Source organism: Nocardia terrae (assembly GCF_009760405.1).
Lineage (GTDB): Bacteria > Actinomycetota > Actinomycetes > Mycobacteriales > Mycobacteriaceae > Nocardia > Nocardia terrae.
Genome location: NZ_WRPP01000001.1, coordinates 1,192,078 through 1,215,846, shown reverse-complemented (window position 1 = coordinate 1,215,846; position 23,769 = coordinate 1,192,078). Strand labels below are relative to the sequence as shown.

Annotated in this window: 21 protein-coding genes; 4 read left to right on the top strand and 17 right to left on the bottom strand. The window is 68.3% G+C overall.

Annotation, left to right across the window (positions count from 1 at the left end; all coding sequences use genetic code 11):
• Positions 1 to 20: 20 nt before the first annotated feature.
• The 10 genes from GPX89_RS05565 to cobA form a co-directional block, all read right to left on the bottom strand.
• Complete coding sequence (locus GPX89_RS05565) at positions 21 to 977, bottom strand: MlaD family protein (RefSeq protein WP_157355434.1); 957 nt, start codon at positions 975 to 977, stop codon at positions 21 to 23.
• Entirely contained in the window at positions 974 to 2,044 is a 1,071-nt protein-coding gene (locus GPX89_RS05560; protein ID WP_157355433.1) for an MlaD family protein, read from the bottom strand. The genes GPX89_RS05565 and GPX89_RS05560 overlap by 4 nt, the downstream gene beginning before the upstream one ends.
• On the bottom strand, positions 2,041 to 3,138 hold the full coding sequence (locus GPX89_RS05555) for an MlaD family protein (protein WP_157355432.1): 1,098 nt from the start codon (positions 3,136 to 3,138) through the stop codon (positions 2,041 to 2,043). The genes GPX89_RS05560 and GPX89_RS05555 overlap by 4 nt, the downstream gene beginning before the upstream one ends.
• Positions 3,138 to 4,148 (bottom strand): MlaD family protein, encoded by a 1,011-nt coding sequence (locus GPX89_RS05550; RefSeq protein WP_328601530.1) that lies wholly within the window; start codon positions 4,146 to 4,148, stop codon positions 3,138 to 3,140. Before GPX89_RS05550 ends, GPX89_RS05555 begins: the two co-directional genes overlap by 1 nt.
• Positions 4,136 to 5,140: an MlaD family protein gene (locus tag GPX89_RS05545; protein WP_157355431.1), complete on the bottom strand. Its 1,005-nt coding sequence runs from the start codon at positions 5,138 to 5,140 to the stop codon at positions 4,136 to 4,138. The genes GPX89_RS05550 and GPX89_RS05545 overlap by 13 nt, the downstream gene beginning before the upstream one ends.
• Positions 5,137 to 6,186 (bottom strand): MlaD family protein, encoded by a 1,050-nt coding sequence (locus GPX89_RS05540; protein ID WP_157355430.1) that lies wholly within the window; start codon positions 6,184 to 6,186, stop codon positions 5,137 to 5,139. The genes GPX89_RS05545 and GPX89_RS05540 overlap by 4 nt, the downstream gene beginning before the upstream one ends.
• Positions 6,187 to 6,190: 4 nt before the next feature.
• On the bottom strand, positions 6,191 to 7,042 hold the full coding sequence (locus GPX89_RS05535; RefSeq protein WP_157355429.1) for an ABC transporter permease: 852 nt from the start codon (positions 7,040 to 7,042) through the stop codon (positions 6,191 to 6,193).
• On the bottom strand, positions 7,039 to 7,812 hold the full coding sequence (locus GPX89_RS05530) for an MlaE family ABC transporter permease (protein ID WP_407939328.1): 774 nt from the start codon (positions 7,810 to 7,812) through the stop codon (positions 7,039 to 7,041). The genes GPX89_RS05535 and GPX89_RS05530 overlap by 4 nt, the downstream gene beginning before the upstream one ends.
• A 373-nt stretch (positions 7,813 to 8,185) precedes the next feature.
• Entirely contained in the window at positions 8,186 to 9,673 is a 1,488-nt protein-coding gene (locus GPX89_RS05525; RefSeq protein WP_328601529.1) for an MFS transporter, read from the bottom strand.
• Between the two features lie 148 nt (positions 9,674 to 9,821).
• The gene (gene cobA / locus GPX89_RS05520; protein WP_157387066.1) at positions 9,822 to 11,024 is read right to left on the bottom strand and encodes a uroporphyrinogen-III C-methyltransferase; all 1,203 of its coding nucleotides are present in this window, start codon (positions 11,022 to 11,024) and stop codon (positions 9,822 to 9,824) included.
• Between the two features lie 208 nt (positions 11,025 to 11,232).
• Between cobA and GPX89_RS05515 the strand changes: the two genes are divergently transcribed.
• Positions 11,233 to 12,189: a poly(ethylene terephthalate) hydrolase family protein gene (locus tag GPX89_RS05515; protein ID WP_157355427.1), complete on the top strand. Its 957-nt coding sequence runs from the start codon at positions 11,233 to 11,235 to the stop codon at positions 12,187 to 12,189.
• Here GPX89_RS05515 and GPX89_RS05510 read toward each other — a convergent pair.
• Entirely contained in the window at positions 12,176 to 13,528 is a 1,353-nt protein-coding gene (locus tag GPX89_RS05510; RefSeq protein WP_407939327.1) for a DoxX family protein, read from the bottom strand. The genes GPX89_RS05515 and GPX89_RS05510 overlap by 14 nt on opposite strands.
• A gap of 301 nt (positions 13,529 to 13,829) precedes the next feature.
• On the opposite strand from GPX89_RS05510, the gene GPX89_RS05505 reads away from it, so the two are divergent.
• From GPX89_RS05505 to GPX89_RS05495, 3 genes are all read left to right on the top strand, one after another.
• Positions 13,830 to 14,966 carry a phosphotransferase family protein gene (locus tag GPX89_RS05505; RefSeq protein ID WP_157355426.1) on the top strand — a complete coding sequence of 379 codons (1,137 nt, stop codon included), beginning with the start codon at positions 13,830 to 13,832 and terminating at the stop codon, positions 14,964 to 14,966.
• A 3-nt stretch (positions 14,967 to 14,969) separates the two neighbouring features.
• Positions 14,970 to 16,082 (top strand): hypothetical protein, encoded by a 1,113-nt coding sequence (locus tag GPX89_RS05500; RefSeq protein ID WP_157355425.1) that lies wholly within the window; start codon positions 14,970 to 14,972, stop codon positions 16,080 to 16,082.
• A 244-nt stretch (positions 16,083 to 16,326) separates the two neighbouring features.
• Positions 16,327 to 16,584, top strand: coding sequence for a response regulator transcription factor (locus tag GPX89_RS05495; RefSeq protein WP_235946663.1), 258 nt, complete (start codon positions 16,327 to 16,329; stop codon positions 16,582 to 16,584).
• Here GPX89_RS05495 and GPX89_RS05490 read toward each other — a convergent pair.
• The 6 genes from GPX89_RS05490 to GPX89_RS05465 form a co-directional block, all read right to left on the bottom strand.
• A complete protein-coding gene (locus GPX89_RS05490) occupies positions 16,563 to 16,925 on the bottom strand; it encodes a hypothetical protein (protein ID WP_157355424.1) in 363 nt (120 codons plus the stop codon). The two genes, GPX89_RS05495 and GPX89_RS05490, sit on opposite strands and share 22 nt — an antisense overlap.
• 527 nt (positions 16,926 to 17,452) lie before the next feature.
• Positions 17,453 to 18,910, bottom strand: coding sequence for an HNH endonuclease signature motif containing protein (locus GPX89_RS05485; protein ID WP_157355423.1), 1,458 nt, complete (start codon positions 18,908 to 18,910; stop codon positions 17,453 to 17,455).
• Between the two features lie 63 nt (positions 18,911 to 18,973).
• A complete protein-coding gene (locus tag GPX89_RS05480) occupies positions 18,974 to 19,354 on the bottom strand; it encodes a cobalamin biosynthesis protein (protein ID WP_157355422.1) in 381 nt (126 codons plus the stop codon).
• Positions 19,341 to 20,726 carry a cobyrinate a,c-diamide synthase gene (locus GPX89_RS05475; RefSeq protein ID WP_157355421.1) on the bottom strand — a complete coding sequence of 462 codons (1,386 nt, stop codon included), beginning with the start codon at positions 20,724 to 20,726 and terminating at the stop codon, positions 19,341 to 19,343. Before GPX89_RS05475 ends, GPX89_RS05480 begins: the two co-directional genes overlap by 14 nt.
• Entirely contained in the window at positions 20,720 to 21,340 is a 621-nt protein-coding gene (gene cobO / locus GPX89_RS05470) for a cob(I)yrinic acid a,c-diamide adenosyltransferase (RefSeq protein ID WP_157355420.1), read from the bottom strand. The genes GPX89_RS05475 and cobO overlap by 7 nt, the downstream gene beginning before the upstream one ends.
• Positions 21,341 to 21,601: 261 nt before the next feature.
• The gene (locus GPX89_RS05465; protein WP_328601528.1) at positions 21,602 to 23,746 is read right to left on the bottom strand and encodes a VWA domain-containing protein; all 2,145 of its coding nucleotides are present in this window, start codon (positions 23,744 to 23,746) and stop codon (positions 21,602 to 21,604) included.
• Positions 23,747 to 23,769 lie beyond the last annotated feature (23 nt).

Below are 23,769 nucleotides of genomic sequence, written 5' to 3'. Positions count from 1 at the left end.
CGAATCGGCAGGGAGGCAGGTTATTTGAGGCCGACGCGCAGGTGCACCGCACCGTCGTCGCCCACGCCCTGGAGGGCCTGGCCGATGAGCGCGCTGATGTCGAGGGCGGGCGTGCGCTGCACCGCGTCGCGCACCACCGGTTCCAGGGCGGGCCCCAGCGGGGCCAGGCCGGGACCGATCTGCGCCATCAGCGAGTCCAGCGACTTCAGGAACGGGGTCAGGCCGTCGCCGGTGAAATACGAGGCCACCGGCCGACTTTCGGCCAAGGCCGCGCCATTGGCGACGATGTCGTTGAGGGTGACGCCGAACTTGCCGAGCTCGGGTCCGGCGGCGGCCAGCGACGGCCCGAGCCAGTCCATGTCGCCGCCCATCGCCTGCAGATCGCTGAACAGCTGCCGGATGGACGCGGTGCGACTGAGCAGCGTAGCGGCCAGCAGGTCGGTGGAGCGTTGCAGCGTCGTCACGGCGGCATCGGTGCCGGCCAGGGCGCGGTCGAAGGTGTCGACCAGGCGGCCGATGGACTCCGGATGCAGCTGGTTCATCAGGTCCACCACGCGGGCGGCCAGATCGGTGACCGTGGTCGGGGCGTGCACCCGGTCCGCCGAGATGACCTGGCCGTCGGCCAGATACGGTCCGGCGGCCGAGCGCGGCGCGAACTCCAGATAGGGCTCGCCGAGCGCCGAGAGCTGTTCGATCCGCACATCGCTGGCCAGCGGAACGCGGTAGCGGTCGTCGATGCGCAGCCGAACCCGCACCCCGTGGGCCTGCTTGTCGACCGACTCGGCGCGGCCGATCTGGATGCCGGTCAGCAGCACCGGCGAATCGACCCCGAGCCCGCCCGAATTCTCCAGCCGCAGTTCGGCGGTGAAATAGGCGCGCCGCGGATCCACGTGCAGCACGCCGACGGTCATGTAGCCGATGCCCAGCAGCAGCACCGCCGCGATGGCCGAGAAGGACAGCAGCGTGCGCGGATTCATCGCACCGCTCCGATCATGCGCAGGGTGTCGACGATGCGGTCGGTGCGGTCGGCGACCGAGATGCCCGGTGCGCTCACCCCGACCAGGTTCACCTTGGGACCGCGCTCGGCGAACGGGATCAGCTTGTTCTGGATGAGATCGGTGAGCAGCTTCATGTTCGACGGCGACCCGCTGTCGAGGGGATGGCTGCCGAACAGCATGGGCACCAGCGCTTTCGCCGCACCGTCGAGCGAACCCACCAGCGGTCCCAGCCAGGCGGCGGCCGGACCCAGCGGCCCGAGCGCGGTGAGCACGAAGATGACGCCGATCTCGGCATTGATGGCGTCGGTGGTGTGCTGGACGCCGTCGGGGGTGAGCAGGCCGTCGAGTTGGGTGGTGTTCCCGAGCAGGCCGTCGTCGACGGTGGCCTGTAAACCGTTGAGCAGGGCGTCGACCGAGTTCAGATGGTCGCCCAGATCGGTGAGATCGCCGCCGAGCACTCCCGCGATGTGGGCGGTGTCGGCCGGGTCGCGGGGCAGCACCCCGTTCATCTTGCGCACGATGTCCTGGAAGTCGGAGACCGCGCCGCTGCCGATGAAGGTGGACAGCCCGGCCAGCACGTCCTCGATCGAGGGCGAGCGGGTGGTGTCGGCGATCGGGATCGTCGCACCCGGTTCCAGCTGTCCCGCAGCCGATTTCGCCGGTTCGCTCAGGGCGATGTGGACGTCGCCCAGCGGGGTGTCCTGGCGCAGTTCGGCGGTGGTGCCCCGAGGCAGGCGCACCGAATCGCTGACGGCGATATCGGCGATCGCGTATCCGGCGCGGGCGGCTCGGTCGCCGGTGGCGGGAGTCGGATCCACCAGGGTGACCCGGGTGAGCTGGCCTACCCGCACACCTCCCGCGAGCACCTTCGCGCCCTGCGGCAGATTGAGCACATCGGCGAATTCGATGCGCAGCGCATAGGTGGGGCCGGAGACGCCCGAGCCCGGAACGGGGATGTCGGCAGGCTGCAAATCGCAGCCGGTGGCAGCGAAAAGCACTGCTATACAGGTGATCACGTGCGCGCCGGCACGCCGCCAGGTCTTCATCGCGCGCTCACCGCCGCCAGCAGGGCGGGCACGGCGGGGATGGTCGCCACTCCCCCGGACACCGTGCACCCCTGTCCGGTGAGAGCCTGCACGGCCGCGCACACGCTGTCGGAATCCGCCTGCCCGAGCGCTATTTTCGGCGGCGAGTACCCGATGGTGAGCTGCCCGGTGGTGGGGTCGAGCGCGGTGGCGAAACCGGTGGCCACGGCCGGAGTCATGCGGATCACCTCGATGAGCGAGCCCACGCCGGAGGCGATCAGGCGGGCGAGATTCGGAACATCCAGCTTCTTCAGCATGGGCGCGGCGAGCATCATGATGGCGTCGTTGGCCTGCGGCAGCGTGTCGGTCAGGGCGGCCACCAGGCTGATGACGGGCGGGAAGGCGAGGGTGACGATATCGCTGAACGCCTGCGGCAGGCCGATGACGGTGGACTGCACCCCGGTCCAACCGTTGCGAGCGCGGTGCGCGAGTTCGGTGAGCGCGTCCAGCAGCTTCCCGAGGTGGCCGATGGCGGCGTCGGGGGCGGTCAGTGCGGTGGACAGCTGCTTGATGAGGGCGTTGATCTGGTCGCCGGTGCCGTTGGTCGCGGTGTCGAGGGCGTCGATGCCGCCCGCGACCGCGGTGCGCTTGGCGGGATCCCCGCCGCCGTTGAGTCCGTCGACCAGGCCGGTGAGGGCCTCGAAGGTCTGCGTGAGGCTCTTGGGTGTCAGGGTTTTGGTGATGCAGGTGTCCGGATTCCAGGCGGGGCCGGTGGGTTCGGCCCCGATCAGGGTGAGGGTGCGGTCGGCGACCAGGGTGTCGCTCACGGTGACCGCGCCGACGTCGGGGGGCAGTTTGCGGTCGGCGCGCACGGTGAACCGCACCCGGGCGGTGGGGCCGTCGGGCGTGATCTCGGTGACCCGGCCGACCGGTATCCCGAGGATGGCGACCGCGCTGCCCTTGTACAGGCCGATGCTGTCGGGCATTTCGGCGCAATAGCTGCGCGTCGGCACCTCGGGCTTGCTGATGCGCAGGCCGATCGCGGCGGCCAGCACCAGGGTGAGAACCACGGTGGCCGACATCAGCCCACGAGATCCGAGCATTCGCTTCAACATCAGCACCCTCCTCCGGGCACGGGCACGCACACCGACACCGGCCGGACGGTCGCCGCGGAGCGGTCGACGGTCACACCGCCGCCCGCGGGCAGCAGCGGCAGCAGCCGTTGTTCCAGGTCGCGCACCGAATCCAGCAGCGCGCCGAGGCGATCCCCCAACTCGCTCAGTTTCGGGATGGCGTCGGCGAGCGTTTGCGCCTTGTCCTTCAGACCGGCGTCCCAGGCGCGGCCCAGCGGGGTGAAGTCGGTGGCGACGGCCGCCAGATCATCAAGGGCCGTCGAGACCGTCACCTTGTCGTTGCGCACGATCGACTCCAGCGTGCCGAAGGTGGTCAGCAGCCGGGACAGCACATCGGCATTCGCGTCGAGCGCCGACAGGTACTCGTCGGTCATGGACAGCGTGCGGGAGATGTCGGCGTTCTGCTTGTCGAGGATGCCGACCAGGTCACCGGCCGCGCGCACGGCCGCGCGCACCGAATCCGGGCTGCCGTTCACCGATTCGGAGACCGCGGCCAGATCCTGCTGCAACGTGCCGCCGTCGATCTTGCGCACCGGATCGATCGCGTCCTGGAAGGCGCGGGTGAGACTGTACGGCAACAGCACCTTGTCCTGCGGAATCACCGTGCTCCCCAACGGTTTCGTGCCCGCGGGCGACACCGCCAGGTAGTACCCGCCGACCACGGTGAGCATCCGGACGTCGAGGGTGGTCTGGTCGCCGAGGAAGGTGTCGGCGTCGACGCTGAACTCCATGCGCACCCGATCCGACAGCAGCGTCAGCGATTTCACCTTGCCGACCGGAATGCCGGCGACCCGGACGTCGTCGCCGACGCGAACGGTGCCCGCCTGCGACAGGTCGGCCCGGTAGGTGCGCTCATCGGTGGTGCCGGTCGCGTACACCACGCCGATCGCGATGACCAGCAGCACGACGACGACCAATCCGGCTATCCCCCAACGGATGTCGCTGGTCTGGCGATGGGCGGTCCGGCGCCGCCACGGCCTCAGTTCTGGCACAGCGTGATCCTCTGTCCGGCGATGAGCAGACGCAGCGGCTCGGGCGCGGTGGCCGGGCCGTGCGAACAGGTGGAGTCGGCGTCGGGACCGGTCCGCGGGACCGCGGCGGCCATGGTCTGGATGAGTCCCGGCAGCTGGTCGAACACGGCGACCGCCTGCTGCGGGTTCGGGAACGCCTGCTGCAGCACCGTGTCCAGATCGCGGTCCCGGGCACCGGTGACGCCCAGCACGGTCAGCAGATTCCGAAGTGGTTGCAGCACCGGCGGAATGGTGGCGGAGAACTGCACCAGGCCGGGGAGTTTGTCGCTGATCGTGACGAACAGGTCGGTCAGGTTGGTGAGCAGCTTCATCGCGTTGCCCGACTTGCCGCCCATGCGCTCGGAGATCTGCGAGAGATTGCCGACCAGGGTGGACAGCACCGTCTGCCGATCGGTGGCGTAGTGGCTGAGCTTCTCGATCGCACCCAGGGCCGGGCCCAGACCGCTGCCGTCACCCTGGATGACGGCCAGCAGGCTGGTCGCGAACTGGTCGATATCCTCGGGCGAGAGCTGCGCCAGCACCGGCTGCAGGCCCTTGAACAAGGTGGTGATGTCGAAGGCGGGCACGGTTTCCGCGGTGGTGAAGGTGGCCTTGGGAGCCCGGCGGCCGCCCGGCTGATCCGGTTGTTCCAGGTCCAGATACCGGAAGCCGGTGAGGTTCTGGAAGCGGACCGCGATCTTGGTGTTGACGAACACGGGGTGCGCGCGACTCACGGTGAACCGCACCCGGGCCAGGCTGCCGGACAGCCCGACCTGATCGACCTTGCCGACCTGCACGCCGTAGAGGCGCACGTCATCGCCCGCGCGGACACCGTTGGCATCGGTGAAAAGCGCTGTGTAGGTGTCGGTGTCGCCGCCGACCGGGCGTTCGACCACCCGGAAGACCCCGGCCAGCACCAGGGTCATGAGCACGACGGCGGTGCCGACGCGCAGCAGCAGGGCACGGGTCCTCATCGCGGCCCCTCACCCGTGGTCTGCCCGAGCAGCGCCGAAAGCGGTTGCGCGAGCGCGGGAACCAGTTCGACCGAGGCATTGAGCACGGGCCCGTCCGGGGTGTCGTGGAAGGCCGCGCCGACGCGGTCGAGCAGATCGGTGAGCTGCTGGGCCGAAAGCTCGGGGGTGCTCACCGAACCGCCGATCCGATCGAGGATCACCGTGCCCATCGGCAGCAGTCCCTGGAACTGCTGTTGCGAGGTACCGAGCATGGCGGTGGCCACCGGCAGCAGCTCCGAGCGGATCCGGGTGAACATCTCGCCGTAGCGCTGCACCTGTTCCGTGGTGTGCAGATGCTCGTTGGTGTAGGAGGCCCACAGCACGGCCAGGCCGCCGGTCAGCATGGGCGGCAGTCCGGCCAGCGCCGACCCGTAGCGGTCGAACACCACCGACGGCGGCAGCTGCTGGGTTTCGGCGAAGGCGCGGGCGGTCGCGCCGATGGCCTGCAGCAGCGGCACGAAGCCGTCCAGATCGTGGGCGAAGCGATGCAGCAGCTCGACCAGTTCGGGGGTCAGGACGCGATCGGTCAGCGTGCCCGTGGATTTCAGCAGGGTGGCCAGGGTGGCGTCGCGGACCCGGTCGGCGTCGCCGGTGAGGTCCACCGTCGAGCCGTTCGCGAGCACGGAACCACCTGTGCCCGAATGCAATTCGACGGCACTTATGCCGAACAGATTGCCCGGCGCGTAGTCGAGGTTCAGCGCGTCGGTGAGCCCGAACAGCTGGGAACCGTTCAGGTTCACCGTGATCCGCTGCCGGCCGGAACCGGCGGCGTCGATGGCGGTGACCGCGCCGACGCGCACGCCGTCCAGGCGCACATCGGTGCCGGGCTCGACGCCCGCGCCGACCTTGCCGACCAGCAGGGCCACCCGCAGATCGCCCGGATCCGCGGGATCGGGCCAGAACCGCCAGCCGACGACGGTCAGCAGGGTGAGGACGAGAGCGCAGGCACCCAGGACACGCGCGCGGCGCGGACCGGTCTCGGTGCCGGGCAGAGTGTATTCAGGCACGGAATCACCCGGTGAAGGAGATCGGGGAGCGGAAGCCCCACAGCACGATGGTGGCCAGCATGTCCAGGGCGATGATCGACACCAGGCTGGCGCGAATCGCGCGCCCCGAGCCGATGCCCACCCCCTCCGGACCGCCGGTGGCGAAAAACCCTTGGTAGCAGTGGATCAGGACCACGGCCACCGCGAACAGCATCACCTTGATGGTCGCGGCCACCACGTCCCAGCCGACCACGAACTGATCGAAGTAGTGGTTGTAGGTGCCGCTGGGCGTCCCGTGCACCGTGGTCACGATCAGCTCGCACGAGGCGTAGCTGAGGATCAGCGCCACCACGAAAGACGGTGCCACCGCGATGATTCCGGCGATCACCCGGGTCGTCACCACGAACGGGACCGAGCGGATGCCCAGCGATTCCAGCGCGTCGATCTCCTCGGAGATGCGCATGGAGCCGATCTCGGCGGTCATCCGGCAGCCCGCCTGCGCGGCGAACCCGATGCCCGCCGCGATCGGGGCCAGCTCGCGGGTCACACCGAATGCCGAGATCAATCCGCTGAGCTGGCCCAGCGACAACAGATTCAGGGCGCTGAACGCCTCGATGCCGATGGACGCGCCCATGGCGGCGCCCATCAGCAGCATGAGCGGCACCACGCCGCCGCCGATGATCACCGAACCGCGACCCCAGGTCATATCGGTGACCACCGCGGCGGTCTGACGCCGATAGTGGACCAGCGTGTACGGCACCGAGGACAGCACCTGCCAGATGAAACCCAGGACGAATCCCAGGGATTCGATCGGGCCCAGCGGGCGCAGGCGACGGGTCCAGCCCAGCACGGGCGGTATCTGCGAGGTCGCCATCATGCCATCCGCACCGGGATGAACATGGTGACCACCTGCGTGATCGCCGTATTGAGCACCGCGACCGCCGCCACCGACATGACCACCGCGGCGTTCACGCCGTCGGCGACGCCGCGCGGGCCGCCCTTGGCCTCGAGGCCGCGCTGGCAGGCGATGACCACCACCAGGAAGCCGAAGATCAGCGATTTGATCAGCGACACCCAGATGTCGATCGGCGTGGTGAACGAGCCGAACGACTGCCAGTACGAGCCCGGCGTCACCCCCAGCGCCGTCACCGCGACCGCGAAACCGGAGGCGATGCCGATGAAGATGATCAGCACATTGAGCAGCGGGGCGACCAGCATCATGGCCGCCATGCGCGGAACCACCAGCCGCTGCACGGGATCCACGCCCATCACCCGCATGGCGTCGACCTCCTCGCGAATGGTGCGCGCGCCCAGATCCGCGGCGATGGCCGCCGCGCCCGCGCCGCCGAGCAGCATGGCGGTGGCCATCGGCGCGCCCTGTTTGATGACGCCGAGCCCGCCGGCCGCGCCGATCATGGAATCCGCGCCCAGCTGGGAAACGATATTGCCGACCTGGGCGGAGACGATGACGCCGAACGGAATCGCCATCAGCACACTGGGAATCGCGGTTACTCTGATGAGAAACCAAGCCTGCGTGAGTGTTTCGTGTACCGGGAACCGTAGTCGCACCATATCCGTGCTTCCGGCCCGCACCGCGTCCGCACCCATGCGCAGCGAACGCCCCAGCGTCGCCAGGCTCGACAGCACTGTCGATCCGAAATTCCTTCGTAGCACCTGCGCCCCGGACATTTCCGTGGCATCCGATCGATCTTGCGTCTCAGCCGTGGACATCAAACTCCCTTACGGCACTTCGTCACTCCCCTGGACGATCACCCGCAGGCCGCGACTGCCCCACCAGCCGCGCATACCCCCACGTCGATCTTGCGGGCAGACGCTACCCGAGTGGAACACGTTCTAGGTGCGCTTCGGGAATCTGATCGGCTCGCTGTGCGAATCGGCGGATCGGGTCAATCGAATCAGAACGGCGGCGGCCGGTACCCGATCGGGTACCGGCCGCCGCCGTGAAAGTGGCTGGGATCAGGGAAGTTTCAGATTACACCGAAACTGAGCTCAGCTGCCCCTAGTTCTTCTGGGCTTCGTCCTGGGCGTGCTGCGCCTGGGCCAATTGGCTTGGCGTGTACCGCAGAGTCAAGGCGAGCAGACCCATGATCGCGGTGCCGATGGCGCATACCAGAAGGACGAACGTGTATCCGTTTCCGAGCGCGTCGATCGCGTGCTGCGACATCTCGCTCACCTTTCCGGTGGCGCTCTTGTCCAGCGACAGCGTGCGCGAGAGGGCAACCGGGCTCAGGATGCCGACCGCGAACGGGGTGCCCATGTTCATGAACATCTGCCCGACCGCGGACAGCGGGCCGATGTGGGCCATGTCCACGCCTACCAGGACGCACAGCGGCAGGATGACGATCGCGGTGCCGATGCAGAAGCCCACGATCGACATCATGACCAGCAGCGTCGGGAAGTAGTCGGCCGAACTGTCCAGTGTCGAGCCGAAATACAGCGCGCCCGACAGCACGGCGGCGGCAGCCAGCAGCAGCCAGCGCGCCTTGACGTACATGCACGCCTTGGACGCCACCGCGGTGCCGACGCCCGCGCCCAGGGTGAAGGGGATGCTGGCCAGGCCCGCCTGCAAGGGGCTGTAGCGCAGCACGTTCTGCAGGAACTGGGCGACGAAGAAGGTGGTCGCGCCGAGCACGCCCGAGGCCAGGAAGATGGCGGCGAAGGTGATCACGCGGTCGCGGCTGTCGAACAGCGACCACGGCAGCAGCGGGTTGTCCACGTCACGCTCGGCGAAGACGAACACGACCAGCAGCACCAGGCCGCCGATCAGGGTGCCGAGGATGACCGGAGAGCCCCAACCCATTTCGGGCCCCTCGGTCGCGCCGAAGACGATCGACACACAGGCCAGCGTGCCCAGGATCGCGCCGCGCACATCCATGGACATGCGGTGGTGGGCGGTGTCGCGCAGCTGGTAGACCGCGCCCCACACGATGAGGATGCCGATCGGGACATTGATCCAGAAGATCCAGCGCCAGTCCACCTGGGTCAGCGCGCCACCGATGACCAGACCGCCGACCGAGCCGACACCGACCATGGATCCGAAGATGGCCACCGCCTGATTGCGGGCGGGGCCGGGCGCGTAGGTGCTGGCCACCAGCGCGAACGCGGTCGGGGCGGCGATCGCGGCGCCGGTGCCCTGCAGCGCGCGGGCCGCGATCAGCCACGCCTCGTTCTGCGCGGTGCCGCACAGCGCCGAGGCGAGCGTGAACATGGTGACGCCGATGATCAGCATCCGCTTGCGGCCGAACGAGTCGCCGAGTCGTCCGCCCAAGAGCATCAGGCCCGCGAACGGCAGACCGTAGGCGGTCACGGTCCACGCGCTGCCCGCGCTGGACAAGCCCAGCTGCTCTTGTAGTCGGGGCAGCGCGAGAATCATGACGGTGCCGTCGAGCACCACCATCAGCTGCAACCCGCTCAAGACGAGAATGGCGAGCCCGAACGCCCGCTTGGTCACCGGATACTGCGTCGTCGCAGCGGGGTTATCGAGCACCCGCCCACTGTAGGGGAAAACCAACCCTCGGTGACTCTCAGGGGCTTCGCCCCCGAACCCCCAGGAGCATTTCGGGGACCCCGCCCCCGGGCCCCCGGAACAACTCCGGAGGTCCGCCACAAAACCCTGATACCCATGGGGATTCCGGTCACTCGAGGTCGGGTGCGCCCGCGGTGAATCCTGCGGTGGGGCCGATGACGATGATCGCGGGCGGGCGGATGCCTTCGGCGCGGACACGTTCGGCGATGGTCGAGAGGTCCGCGCGCAGGACGCGCTGGGTGCGCAGGCTGCCCTCCTGGATGACGGTGGCCGGGGTGTCGGCGGCGCGGCCACCGGACATGAGGGCGTCGGCGAACTTCTCGATGCGCTCGACGGCCATGAGCAGCACGATCGTTCCACGCAGCTTGGCCAGGGCGGGCCAGTCGACCAGGGAATCCGGGTGGTCGGGGGCGACATGGCCGCTGACCACCACGAACTCGTGGGTGACACCGCGGTGGGTGACGGGGATACCGGCCAGGGCAGGCACGGAGATCGCGCTGGTGACGCCGGGGACCACCGTCACCGGGATACCGGCGTCGACACACGCCTCGAGTTCCTCATATCCACGGCCGAAGACGTAATTGTCGCCACCCTTGAGGCGGACCACGAACTTGCCGGCCTTCGCGCCCTCGATGAGCGCGGCATTGATGTGCTCCTGGGCCATGGCCCGGCCGTAGGGGATCTTGGCGGCGTCGATGACCTCGACGTCGGGGCCCAGCTCGGCCAGCAGCTCCGGCGGCGCGAGGCGGTCGGCGACAACGAGATTCGCGCGGGCCAGCAGGCGGCGACCGCGCACGGTGATCAGGTCCGGGTCGCCGGGACCACCGCCGACCAGGGCGACGCCGGGGGTGACAGGGGCCGAATCATCGGTCACCACACCGGATTGCAGCGCCTCCAGCAGCGCGTTGCGCACCGCGGCCGAGCGGCGGTGCTGACCTCCCGCCAGCACGCCCAGGGTCATGCCGTCGTAGCGGGCGGTGGCCGGGGTGACGGCGGTGCCCAGGCGGGCGGTGTCGGCGCGCACACAGAACACGCGGCGACGGGTGGCCTCGGCGACCACGGCCGCATTGGTCTCGGGTTCGTCGGTGCAGGCCATGGCGTACCAGGCGCCCTCGAGGTCACCGTCGGCGTAGGCGCGCAGTTCGACGGTGAGCTGACCCGAGGTCGCCATGCCCTCGACGGCGGGGGTCACCTCGCGGCTGATCACGTGCACGTCCGCGCCGGAGGCGATGAGCAGTCCGAGCCGGCGCTGCGCCACCGTGCCGCCGCCGACCACGACCACGCGGCGGCCGTTGAGATCGAGGCCGACCAGGTAGTTCGGGTCGCCGGTCGGGGCTTGCGAATCCGGAACCGGCTGGTCATCGGGGGTGGTGGAGGCGTTCTGCACGAGGATTGAGCCTACGGCGTGCCCGGCGCGGGACGACAATCGCCCGGCTTCCGTGCGGCAATCGATAGGAAGTTCACAGCGGTGCGACCATCTCATGCCAGGAACGCACCGGTCGTTTCTATGCTTATGAGCTATGAACCGGTGCGCCGTGTGGATCCGTGGATTTCTGCTCGCCGCGCTGGTCGCACTCGGACTGCCCGCGATGGCCGGTCACGCGGATTCGACGGTGGAATCGACCTTTTCGCAACCCGGCCCCTGGGCGGTGACCGAACAACGCGACGTCGCCTGCTGTGACTCCACCGGCGCGGCCTACGACATCTGGTATCCGACCGACCTGGGAGCGAACGGTTTTCGCCATCCCATCATCACCTGGGGCGACGGCACCAATGCCCATCCCGGCCAATACGACTATCTGCTGCGGCATTTCGCGTCGTGGGGGTTCGTGGTCATCGCCACCGAGAACTCGGCCACCGGTTCCGGGGTCGACATCGCCGGGGCGGTGGACGCACTGCTGGGCCTGGCCGCCGATCCGGCGAGTGCGTTCCACGACAAGCTGAACCCCGATGCGGTCGGCGCGGTGGGGCATTCGCAGGGGGCGACGGGGGTGCTGAACGCCATGGCGAATTCCGGCGGCCGGATCGCGACCGCGGTGCCGATCGAGCTTCCCGCCCAGATGTGGTGCTTCAACGGCTCGTGCCCGGATCCGGGCCGCGTCACCCGCGGTTCGGTGTTCCTGGTGAACGGCTCGGCCGACACCATCATCTCGCCGTCCGAACAGGCCCTGCCGCCGCAGGCCGTCGGCCTCCAGTCGGAACGCGCCTACTACGACGCGCTGCCCGCCTCGATCCCGAAGGCGTGGGGCACGCTGGTCGGCCCGAATCATAATGACGTGCAGGGCCAGCCGGATTGCGCGAACGCGTCCTGGCCCTGCACGACGGGTGTGTACGGCTATCTCGGCTACCCCACCGCCTGGCTGGCGGCGCGGCTGCTCGGGAACGCCGACGCCGCGCGGGCCTTCGCGGGATCGGGCGAGTTCCTCGCCCCGAATCCCGCCTGGGCCAACCAGACCAGCGATATCAGTAGTCCATGATCTTGCCCCAGTTGGCGTTCTCCTGGATGAGGTGCAGTCCACGACTCTGCCGGATCGGGAGGCTGTCGAGATCGACCTGATCGAACGCGATGGTCACCTGATGACCGTTCAGTCGACCGGTGAGCACCAGACGCTTCGATGTCGGCTGCTCGTAGGTGAACTCCGCCAGATCGGTCGTGGCCTGGGGTGCGCGCAGCACCAATCGGTGTGCGCCGGTGTCGAACCGGGTGCCGACCACCGTCATCTCGTCGTCCATCCCCTGCACGGCCGCGACCTTGGGAACCTCGAAAATCAGCCGCCGCCAGCGAGTCTCATCGGTGAGCAGAGGCGGCACCGACTGGCCGTCACGGGTGAAGTCGGCGACCGACCAGACGCCGTACAGCTCGGATTTGGCACTGCCCGGACCGTAGTCGTGCCAGCCGCGCCAGCCTTGCCACAGATCGCCTGCCGACATCCAGACGGCCAGCAGCACCTGCGCCGCGGCCGCGATCCGGATCGCCCGGCGAGAGCGGAACGGTTGCGGGGTGGCCGCGGGTCCGGCGGCCCGGCCCGTCAGCACGGCGGTGAGACGCGGCAGCTCGGGCGCCAGCAGCACCAGGCACAGCAGCATCAGATGGAACGAGAGCAGCTTCACAGGCACGTCGAAGGTCATGTTCAGGATCCAGACCTGCGCCATGCTCACCAGGCTCAACAGCACACCCGCGAGCTGCGTGCGGGGCAGCAGGAGCAACAGACCACCGGTGACTTCGGCAGCGCCGAGCAGACTCTCGTACACCGGTGACACGCCCACCTGATTCCACAGCACGCCCATGGGCGCGAAATCGCCGTATAGGGTGAACAGGGTGGACAGTGCGGGTTGCGGCATCTGGTTCGGAATCAGCTTGGCGAAGCCGTATCCCAGCATCTGGCCCGCCAGACACAGGCGGATGAAGAGCAGGAACCAGGCCGAGAGGCGACGATAGTCGGGGCGGGCACGGTCCAGGACACTCCACACGACGGTGCCGAGCACCGCGACGAGCAGGATGGTGAACACCAGCATCCAGAGGATCCGCTGATCACCGCTGCCGGAGTCGTGGAGCACCACATCGACCCCGAAGAAGGTGTGCCCCACCCATTTCACCAGCGGCGTCGACATGTCCAGCCAGGTGCGGAACCAGTCATCAGGCAGCCAGTGCGCGAGCGGCCCCAGGAAGGCCCACAAGGGTTGTGGGTAGAAGACGCAGAAAAGTCCGAAGTACAGGAATCCGAAGCGGAAGAGAATGCGGCCGACGGGATTCCACGATCGGGCCGCTGGTTGTTGTTCGTCTGCTCCTACGACGACGGTATCGATTGTCTGCACCTACCGAGCCTAGGAACGGCGGGCGTCGCGGCGCTTCGGTGACAACCCTGAGCCGACCCGGAATATGCCTGCTAGGAACTACTTCTCGAGACGTACGTGTCAGCACGACCGACCCTGAGCGACCAACCCGCATCCCGGTCACCGGTACTGGTGAAACGGGTCTCCCCGATCCCCTTACGGCAGCATTTAGAACGCGTTACATTTCACCCAACGTGCCGCCCGGGCTTACCACACCGGCTCCTAGCCCGCACCCGGTAGTCCCGGGCACACGCGCCGCTTTACCCGTGCAGGGAGGACACTCATGACTTCGGCCAATGCCGATCCCAATCAGCGGATGGAACTCACCGTCTCCGGCCAGAACCTCGACGAACTCGCGGACGAACTCGCGCAGTGGCTCGGGACCAAGGTCGAAGCCGATGAGCAGCCGCGGGTCACCTCGATCACCCGACCGCAGGCGGGCGGCATGTCCAGCACCACGCTGCTGTTCGACGCCGAATGGACCGAACACGGCGAACCGGCGGGCGGCTCCTTCGTCGCCCGGCTCGCGCCGGACGCGGACTCCTTCCCGGTGTTCGAGAACTATGATCTGGCAACACAGTTCGCGGTGATCGCCGGTGTCGCCGAAGCCACCGATCTGCCGGTGCCGCCGCTGTGCTGGCTCGAGACCGGCACCGACAATGTGCTGGGCGCGCCGTTCTTCGTCATGCGGCGCGTGAACGGCCGTGTGCCCGAGGACAATCCGCCGTACGTGTTCGTCGGCTGGCTGCACGACGCCACACCCGAACAGCGCTACGACGTGACCCGGCGGACCGTCGAGATCATGGCCAAGGTGCACTCGATTCCGGATCCGGCACAACGGTTCCCGATGCTCGCGGGCGAAGGTTCGGCGCTGCGCCGGCACTTCGAGGCCCAGAAGGCGTGGTACGACTGGGCGCTCGCACGCGACGGCTACCGGATCCCGCTGCTGGAGCGCGCCTTCGAATGGCTCGAACAGCACTTCCCCACCGAGACCGGGCCCGACGTGCTGAACTGGGGCGACGCCCGGCCGGGCAATGTCATGTTCGACGAGTTCGATCCGGTCGCGGTGCTGGACTGGGAGATGGCCGCCATCGGGCCGCGCGAACTCGACGTGGCCTGGACCATCCTCATCCACCGCTTCTTCCAGGACATCGCCACCCGCTTCGACCAGCCGGGGCTGGCCGACTACATGCGGCGCGCGGATGTGGAGAAGCTCTACGAGGAGGCCAGCGGGCACGCGCCGCGCGATATGGACTGGTACCTCATGTACGCCGCACTGCGCCACGGCATCGTGATGGCCCGCATCCGGCGGCGGATGATCCACTTCGGCGAGGCCCCCGACAACGACGATCGCGACGACTACGTGATGCACCGGCAACTACTGGAAGCCATGCTCGACGGCACCTACTCGTGGGATTGAGAGATGACGCAGAATCAGATCAACTCGCTCGACGAATACCCGATCCATCAGACCCCGCTGTCCATGTCGCGGGTCGGGACCAGTGATCGGAACTTCTACGACCGCAACTATTTCAACGCGCTGGACAAGGGCAGCGACACCTTCCTGGTGACCGGTTTCGGCGTGTACCCGAACCTGGGGGTGACCGACGCGTTCGCGACCGTGCGCCGCGGCGACACCCAGCGGGCCGTGCGGTTCTCCGACGCGCTGGTCGAGCGCGGGCTGGAACCCAAGGTCGGCGGCTACCGCATCGAGATCGTCGAGCCGCTGCGGAAGATCCGCGTGCTGTGCGAACACGACGATCTGTCCTTCGATCTCACCTGGGAAGGCTCGTTCCCGGCGGTCGCCGAGCAGCCGCACACCATTCTCACCGGCGTGCACCGGCCCATCATCGACGCGCAGCGCTTCGCGCAGGTCGGAACCTGGTCGGGCACACTGAATGTCGACGGCACCGACATCGCGGTGGACCCGTCCGCGTGGTGCGGCACCCGCGACCGGTCATGGGGCATCCGCCCGGTCGGCGAATCCGATCACCCGGGCCGGCTGGCTTCCGAACCGTCCGAAGGCTTCTGGTGGCTGTACGTGCCGCTGCTGTTCGACGAGTTCTCGATCATCGTCATCGTGCAGGAGGAACCCAACGGGTTCCGCACACTCAATGACGCGACCCGGATCTGGAAGGACGGCCGGATCGAACAGCTCGGCTGGCCGCGCGTGCATCTCACCTACAAGCCGGGCACCCGCATCCCGACCAAGGTGCGACTCGACCTCACCACGGGCGAGGGCAAACCGCTCGAGCTCGAGGTCGAGGCGGGCACCTTCATGGCGCTCAATGTCGGCTGCGGCTACGGCGGCGACCCGGACTGGCAGCACGGGCAGTGGAAGGGCCGCGGCTGGGTCGAGAGCAAGCTCTACGACCTGACCGATCCGGCCATCGCCGGGCGCATCCCGTTCGGCGTCATCGACCACGTCGGCAAGGCCCGCTGCGGCGACGCCGAGGGCTGGGGCCTGTTCGAACACGGCACCATGGGCCGCCACGATCCGACCGGCTTCGCCGACTGGGGCTCGGTCGCGCCGTGACGCACTGAGACTCGCTGCCTCGCCGGCGCCAACCACACGGTGAGGCAGCGGGACGGGCGTCGTACCGTGCCAGTACGACGCCCGTCCGCGTACTGCGTGTGCAGTACACCCGACGGCCTCCCAGGGAGTCGGCCCTGAAGAGCTGCTCCGCTCCATTCGCTCTATCGCCGCCGGAGACGCCCTCCTCTCCCCAGCGGCCACCCGCACCCTCATCGCCCGCTACTTGGCTCGGCCCGAAAGCCGAATGGGGGAGACCGAGGCGTTCGACGTTCTCACCACGCGGGAACGCGAGGTGGTTGCGATGGTCGCCGAAGGGCTGTCGAACGATGAGATCGCCGAGAAGATGTATGTCAGCCCGTTGACGATCCGGACTCATGTGCAGCGGGCCATGTCGAAGGTGGGGGTTCAGAATCGGGCGCAGTTGGTGGTGATCGCGTTTCAATCGGGGTTGGTGCGGGTTGAGTCGCCGCAGCGGCGGGATCAGGCGTCGGGCCACCAGTAGGCGGCTACCAGGTACAGGCTGAGGATCACGCCTGGGAGGAAGACCAGGGCTCCGATGATGATGCCCCAGGCTGGGGTTCGGCCTCGGGATAGGGCGAAGCGGCCCAGGTACCAGGAGATGGCGCCGCCTGCTGCCCAGACGTAGATGGGTAGGGTGCCGAGGCTTCCGAGGATGAGGGGGGAGCAGGGGTGGCGCCAGCCGCAGAAAGCGGGGACGCCTTCCATGTCGCTGATGATCAGGAACGAGAGGAAGAAGGTCAGGCAGAAGCCGATTGCTCCCCAGAAGCGCCACCAGGTTAGGTAGGTGCGCCAGCGGTCGGGGAGGTCGGTGGGGGTTGCCACACGTCAAAAGATAAAGACCTCGAGACTGAGAACCAAAGATAAAAGAAGAAAAGATAAAAGATGCCTGGAGGAGGGAGAGGGGATGGCTGGGTTGGGAGCCCGAGCTCGGTTCCAGCCCCCTCCAGGCTCGAACCGCGTTGGCCTCCCGGGGTGAATGCCCGAGTTGCCCGGTTCCAGCCTCACCCTTGCGTCGAGTGGCACATTTCTCCGGACGAACCAGACATAACCCCTCGATAATGTGCCACTCGACGAAAAGGCCACGGCATGTTGGGGATTGAGGCCGTGTCGAGGGTGGGGGCCTTGGATGTTTTGGTCTTTGTGTTGTTGTCTTGGAACGTGATCCGTGCAGTCCGTGGGCTGGGATCGAAGGCTGACGGCTCCCGACTCGGCGTCAGCCCAAGTCCGGTAGGGCAGGCGAGGCGACCACACTTCCGGTACATCCGAGCGTCGAGCAAAACCGCCCTGGTTCATTCACTCCGGGAAGTCTTTCCCCGGGTTACCTGGCCTCGAGCATCTGAATCACATGTTCACGCCGCGCGAGAAAACTCTTCGCGCGACCGCGCCTCGAGGGTGGAGGCGACCCGCTCCCCAACGTGATGGGACTCGTTCACGCGGGGAGTCTGGGTCGGGTCGATCGATTTCGGAGCGATCCACCCCACCCGCCCGGCGTGCGGGGAGTCTTTGCCCAACATCACGGTCTTCCACCCGGTTTCGGAGTCGTTCACCATCGCGTGGTGGTGATCGCACACCAGAGCCAGATTGTTCAGATCGGTCGGTCCGCCCTTGGCCCAATCGATCACATGATGCGCGGCACACATGCTCGCAGGCATATCGCAGCCGGGGTGGGTGCAGCCCCGATCGCGGGCGATCAGGCCGAGGCGTTGTCCACCGGAGGCGAGGCGCTTGCCGCGAGCGAGGTAAACCGGGACGCCGTGCTCATCCAGGACGGCGAGAACCGGGCGGGTGCCGGTGGCCATCTTCAACGCCGAGTCGATCGGCACCTGCACCCCCGACGCGGTGGTGGCGTAGCCGGTGCCGCGTTCGACATCAGCGAGGTTCATCACGAACACCGTCTGCACCGCCATCCCGCGATGCTTACCCAGCTTGCTCATGTCCACGTCGGGTTGCAGCATCGCGATGAACGCATCGTGGGTGCGCTGGGCCGCGTCGCGGCGATCACGGCGCGCGGCGGCGTCGAGCACTGTGGAGTCGATGACGGCATTGCTAGCGGTGCTGGGGCTTTCGGCGTCGTCGGGGTTGCACATGCCGGGGCGTGCGTACTTGGCCAGGAACGGATCCAGCAGGGCCCGCAGCTCCGGGGTGAGGTAGCCCTCGATCCACGTCATCCCATCGATACCCGGACGCCCGACTTTGATGCCGCGCTTGCGCTGGCGGTCGGCGGTGTTGAACACCGTCCCGTCAGGATCGACCCGTGCCATGATCTCGCGCCCGATCTTGGGCAGATCATCGGGCAGCAAACCCCCACACGACTTCTCCACCAGCAGCTCCTCGGTGCGGGCACGTTCCTCAGCGGGCAGATCGGACGGCAGGTGAGTCATGATCTTGACGATGTTGCGGGCATGTTCCCGCGAAACCTCCCCCGCCGCAGCAGCTTCCGCCAACACCGGCAGAGCGGCCGGGTTCAGCTGACCGTTCAACCCACGGAACTCTCCACACTCGCGGGCGAGCTTGACCCGCACCGACGCATCAGCGGCGGACAATCCCAGCGTTTGGCGCAGGAACGGAATCAACTTGCCTGCGCCAGTGGACTCGGGCAAGCACCGCTCGGAGGCTTCCAGGATCAGTTTCGGATCCAGTGCGGCGAGTTGGCGTTTGCAGGTTTCGAGCTGCTGCATGAACTCCACGACCTCGCCGTCGGCGAACGGGGTCAAGTCCCCGTGTCCGATCGTGTCGCACAGGAATTGAACCGCGGTCACCAGGTCGGCGAGACCGCTGCTGTCGAGTGTTACCCCCTTCGAACCCATGAGCTAATTCTACGCCCGCCACAATCGCCACGGAACCCGAAATGTCCGTTGTAACTTAGCTTTTCAGAATTCTTCGCCCATCAGAATAGCAGCGGCAGCAACGACAATTCCCGAAACGATACTTTTCAAAACAACCAATTCCCCACCGCCACTTGCCAATATCGCCGCAGCCTCCGCAACGCTCGAGGTTCCGATCGCCGCCGCCACCCGACCCGAAGGATTGGGAACCGTTGCTCCTTCCAGCTCCTCGGCGGAGAAGGCTGCGATCTCCGCACTCAATTGCTCAGCAGCACTGATGAATCCAGGCTCCGAAGCCCGACGTTCCATCGTGGCCAGACGGACGATTCGCGCACCGCCTACCACTTCCCTTACTGCGGCGACGATGTCGTCGGCTGATGTTCCAGGACGCAGTCCGACTCCGACCGCCAACTCAGGCCGGGGCATGGGCGCGGGCGAAATCGGCTGCGGCGGAGACGAAGCTGCCGATGGCGGTCGGGTTTCCGGCGGGGTGGGTGTGGAGGTAGGAGGCGTGGACTCGGTGTGGGGTTGCGCCTTCCCGGACCGTGTCTCCGTTCGGTGAGCGCCATGCCCAGGCGGGAGTGGTGGAGTTCTGGGCGGTCAGTCGCGTGCGGTGGAATTCGTGACCGCGAACCCGTTCACCGGCGCTCCAGAGCGGAGAGTCGGTGAGCGCCACCGCGTCTCGGTAGCCGAGGGTGAGGCGGGGGCCGAATTCGGCGTCCGCGTCGACGACTCCGGCCATGCGGTGGCCGTCGAGGGTGCGGGTCAGGTAGAGCAGGCCCGCGCATTCGGCGTGGATGGGGAGGCCGCGGGAGGCTAGGTCGGCAATCGTGGCGAGCAAACCCGTGTTGGAGGCGAGTTCGGCCGCGTGCTCTTCCGGGAAACCACCGGGCAGGACCAGACCTGCTGTGCCGGAGGGTAATTCATCGCGCAGCGGGTCGAACACCCGCACTTGCGCGCCGGCGGCGGCCAAGAGTTCGCGGTGTTCCGCGTAGCCGAAGGTGAAGGCTGGGCCGCCCGCGATCGCCACCACGGGGCCAGAGTCCTCGGCCGTCACTTCAGCCGCTGGATCCCAGCTCCGACCTTGCGCGTTCGAGAACGCCAGGGCCGCTACCGCGGCGAGGTCGATGTGGGCGGCGACGAGATCGGTCATGGCGTCGACGGCGGCTTGCGCCGCGGCACCGTGCTCGACGGCCGGGATCAGTCCGAGATGCCTTGACGGGACCGCCAGTTCGGCCATTCGCGGCAGCGCGCCCAGGACCGGCAGGCCGACGCGGGCGCACGCCGCGCGCAGCACCTGTTCGTGGCGTTCGCTGCCGACCCGATTGAGAATCACTCCGCCGAGGCGGATTCCGCTGTCGTAGGTGGCGAAACCGTGCAGCAGAGCCGCCAGGCTCTGGCTGTGGCCGCGGGCGTCGACCACCAGGATCACCGGTGCGCCCAGCATGGCGGCGATCTGGGCGGTGGAGCCCTCCGCGATCGCCTCGGTGTTGTGTTCGTCGATGCGGCCGTCGAACAAGCCCATCACGCCCTCGACCACCGCGAGATCGCAATCGGCGCTGCCGTGCAGATACAGCGGCAGCACTCGTTCGGCCCCGACCAGGACCGGGTCCAGGTTCCGGCCGGGACGTCCGGCGGCCAGCCCGTGATAGCCGGGATCGATGTAGTCCGGCCCCACCTTGAACGGTGCGACACGATGACCGGCCCGGCGCAGCGCCCCGATCAATCCGGTGGCGACCGTGGTCTTCCCGCTCCCGGAGGCGGGCGCGGCGATGACGACCGCGGGCGTGCTCACCATTCGATGCCGCGCTGGCCCTTGCGGCCCGCGTCCATCGGATGCTTCACCTTCGTCATCTCCGTGACCAGGTCGGCCGCGTCGATCAACGCCTGCGGCGCATCGCGACCGGTGATCACCACATGCTGGTTGCCCGGCCGATTCCGCAGCGTCTCGACGACCTCGTCCACATCCACCCATCCCCACTTGAGCGGATAGGTGAACTCGTCGAGCACGTAGAACCGGTGCTCCTCGGCCCCCAGGCGGCGCTTGATCTCCTGCCACCCGGCCAGCGCCGCGGCAGCATGGTCCTCGTCGCTGCCCTGCTTACGAGTCCACGACCAGCCCTCACCCATCTTGTGCCATTCGACCGCGCCCCCGGCCCCGGTCTCCTCGTGCAGCTTCCCGAGCGTCCGGAAAGCGGCCTCCTCCCCCACCTTCCACTTCGCGCTCTTCACGAACTGGAACACCGCCACATCGAAGCCCTGATTCCACGCCCGCAAAGCCATCCCGAACGCCGCGGTCGACTTCCCCTTCCCCGGCCCGGTGTGCACCGCCAGCACAGGCAGATTCCGGCGCTGCCGCGTCGTCAGCCCGTCATCCGGAATGCTCTCCGGCAACGGCACACCCTTCGGCATCGACCCCAGCTCCTTCCACGACAACCAGTCCGGGGATTCACGGTGCCATACGCATCCGATGCGGAGGCTCCCGGCCCGGACTGCGGTCATCAGAAGAGGTCGCGGAGGCCCTTGATCACGTCACCGAAACCACGGGAGACGACCTCGAAGACTGATGTCGGGCCGAGGGTGTGGGCCGCCCCGGTGGCGCGGACACAGCCCGCGAGGCGGCCGCAGGTCGTGGGCGCGTAAGGCTCGGGCTCGATGGAGTAGGCAGCGCCCTCAGGCCGCCCGGGTGGCGCGGACTATGCCCGCGACGGAATCGCCGGTGAGGTCGGTCAATTGGAGGTAGCCACCACGCAGGTCGGCGGCGAGGTCGCGGGCCAGTCCCAGACGGATCATGCCGCGTTCGCAGTCGACGACCATGGCGGTGACCGCGTCGTTCGCGAGCATGCGGGCGGCGGCTCGGGCGCGCGGGAGGGGGTCGGTGCCGCCGGTGGCGCGGCCGTCGGTGAGCAGGACGAGCAGCGGGCGGCGGTGAGGGTCACGGGTGCGTTCCCGGCGGACCAGCTCGCGAGCCTTCAGAAGCCCTTGGGCGAGTGGGGTTTTGCCGCCGGTGCGCAGGTCCGACAGGCGGCGGACGGCGATGTCGACCGATGAGGTCGGGGGCAGCACCAACTCCGCGTCCTGCCCGCGCATGGTGATGACGGCGACCTTGTCGCGGCGCTGGTAGGCGTCGCGGAGCAGGGCCACCACCGCGCTGGTGACGGCGGAGAGGCGGTCGCGGGCGGCCATGGAGCCGGAGGTGTCGACGACGAAGACGACCAGGTTGCCTTCGCGGCCTTCGCGATACGCGCCGCGCAGGTCGGCGGGGACGAAGGCGAGCGGGCCGGTCAGGCGGCCGCGCTCGTACTGGTAGGGCACCGCGGCGAAGATCGTGCCGAGCAGGTGCAGGCCGGTGGAGGTGTCCTCGGTGGCGCGCACGACCCGGCCCTGGCGGGTGCGGGCGCGGGAACGGCGGCCGGGCGCGCCCTCACCGACGCCGGGCACCTCCCAGCGCGGAGGTTTGGGCAGGGTGCCGGAGGGGGCGGAGACGTGGCCCTCGCGCGACAGGCGGTCACCGGCGGGGCTCCGGTTGCCGTCGTCCTCGGGGCGCGGTCGCGGGGATGGATCCTGATCTCCCCCACGGTAATCCGGGTCGGGGTCGGGCCGACCGGGGTCGATATCGGGTCCGAGCTCCGTGTCCGGATCGGTGCGGGGCTCCTGACCATCGGCCAGAGGCTCCGGACCGCCGGATGGCGAATCCGGTCCAGCGTCAGGTGAATCGGGGTTCGCGTCGCGATCCTCGGGCGAGCCGTCCGCCGCATCCTGCGGTCCCGCACCGTTCGGCGGGACCGCCTCACCTTTTCCCAGGCGGTCGTCCTCCCCGGCGCGGGCGGCTTCCTCGGCGGCCTGGTTCATGGCCTCGTCGAGTTGTTCCTCGCTGATCCCGGGTTCGTCGAAGGGGTCGCGGCGGCGGCGGTGCGGCAGCGCCAGTTCCGCGGCCACGCGCACGTCGGCCTCGGTGACCGCGGTGGCACCGCGCCAGGCGGCGTGGGCGGCGGCGGTGCGGGCGACCACCAGGTCCGCGCGCATGCCGTCGACGTCGAAGCTCGCGCACAGGGCCGCGATGCGACGCAGCTCGACATTGTCGAGAGACACCTCGGCCAGGCGATCGCGGGCGGTCAGAATGCGTTCCGCCACTTCACGATCGGCGGCGGCGTACGCGGCGGCGAAGGCGGCCGGATCGGCCTCGTAGTCCAGGCGGCGGCGAACGACGGCCATGCGGACGTCCACGTCGCGGGAGGCGGTCACGTCGACGGTGAGCCCGAAGCGGTCCAGCAGCTGCGGGCGCAGCTCGCCCTCCTCGGGATTCATGGTGCCCACCAACACGAATCGCGCCGGGTGCGTGTGCGAGACCCCGTCGCGCTCGATGTGCACCCGGCCCATGGCCGCCGCGTCCAGCAGCACGTCCACCAGATGGTCGTGCAGCAGGTTCACCTCGTCCACGTACAGCACGCCGTGGTGCGCGGCCGCCAGCAGGCCCGGCTTGAACGCCTGCTCCCCGTCGCGCAGCACCCGCTCCAGATCCAGCGACCCGACCACCCGGTCCTCGGTCGCGCCGACCGGCAACTCCACCAGCCGCGCGGGCCGCGCCCCCGACTCGTCCACCACCGGCGGCAGCAACTGCGCCAGCGCCCGCACCACGGTCGACTTGGCCGTCCCCTTCTCCCCGCGCACCAGCACACCCCCGATCCCGGGATGCACCGCGCACAGGATCAGCGCCAACTGCAGCCGCTCCTGCCCCACCACCGCGGAGAACGGAAACCCGGCCTCATCATCGGCCGCACGAACACTCTCGGAACAAGCCACAGGAGAAACGGACACGCCCCAACTCTAAGCGCGTCCCG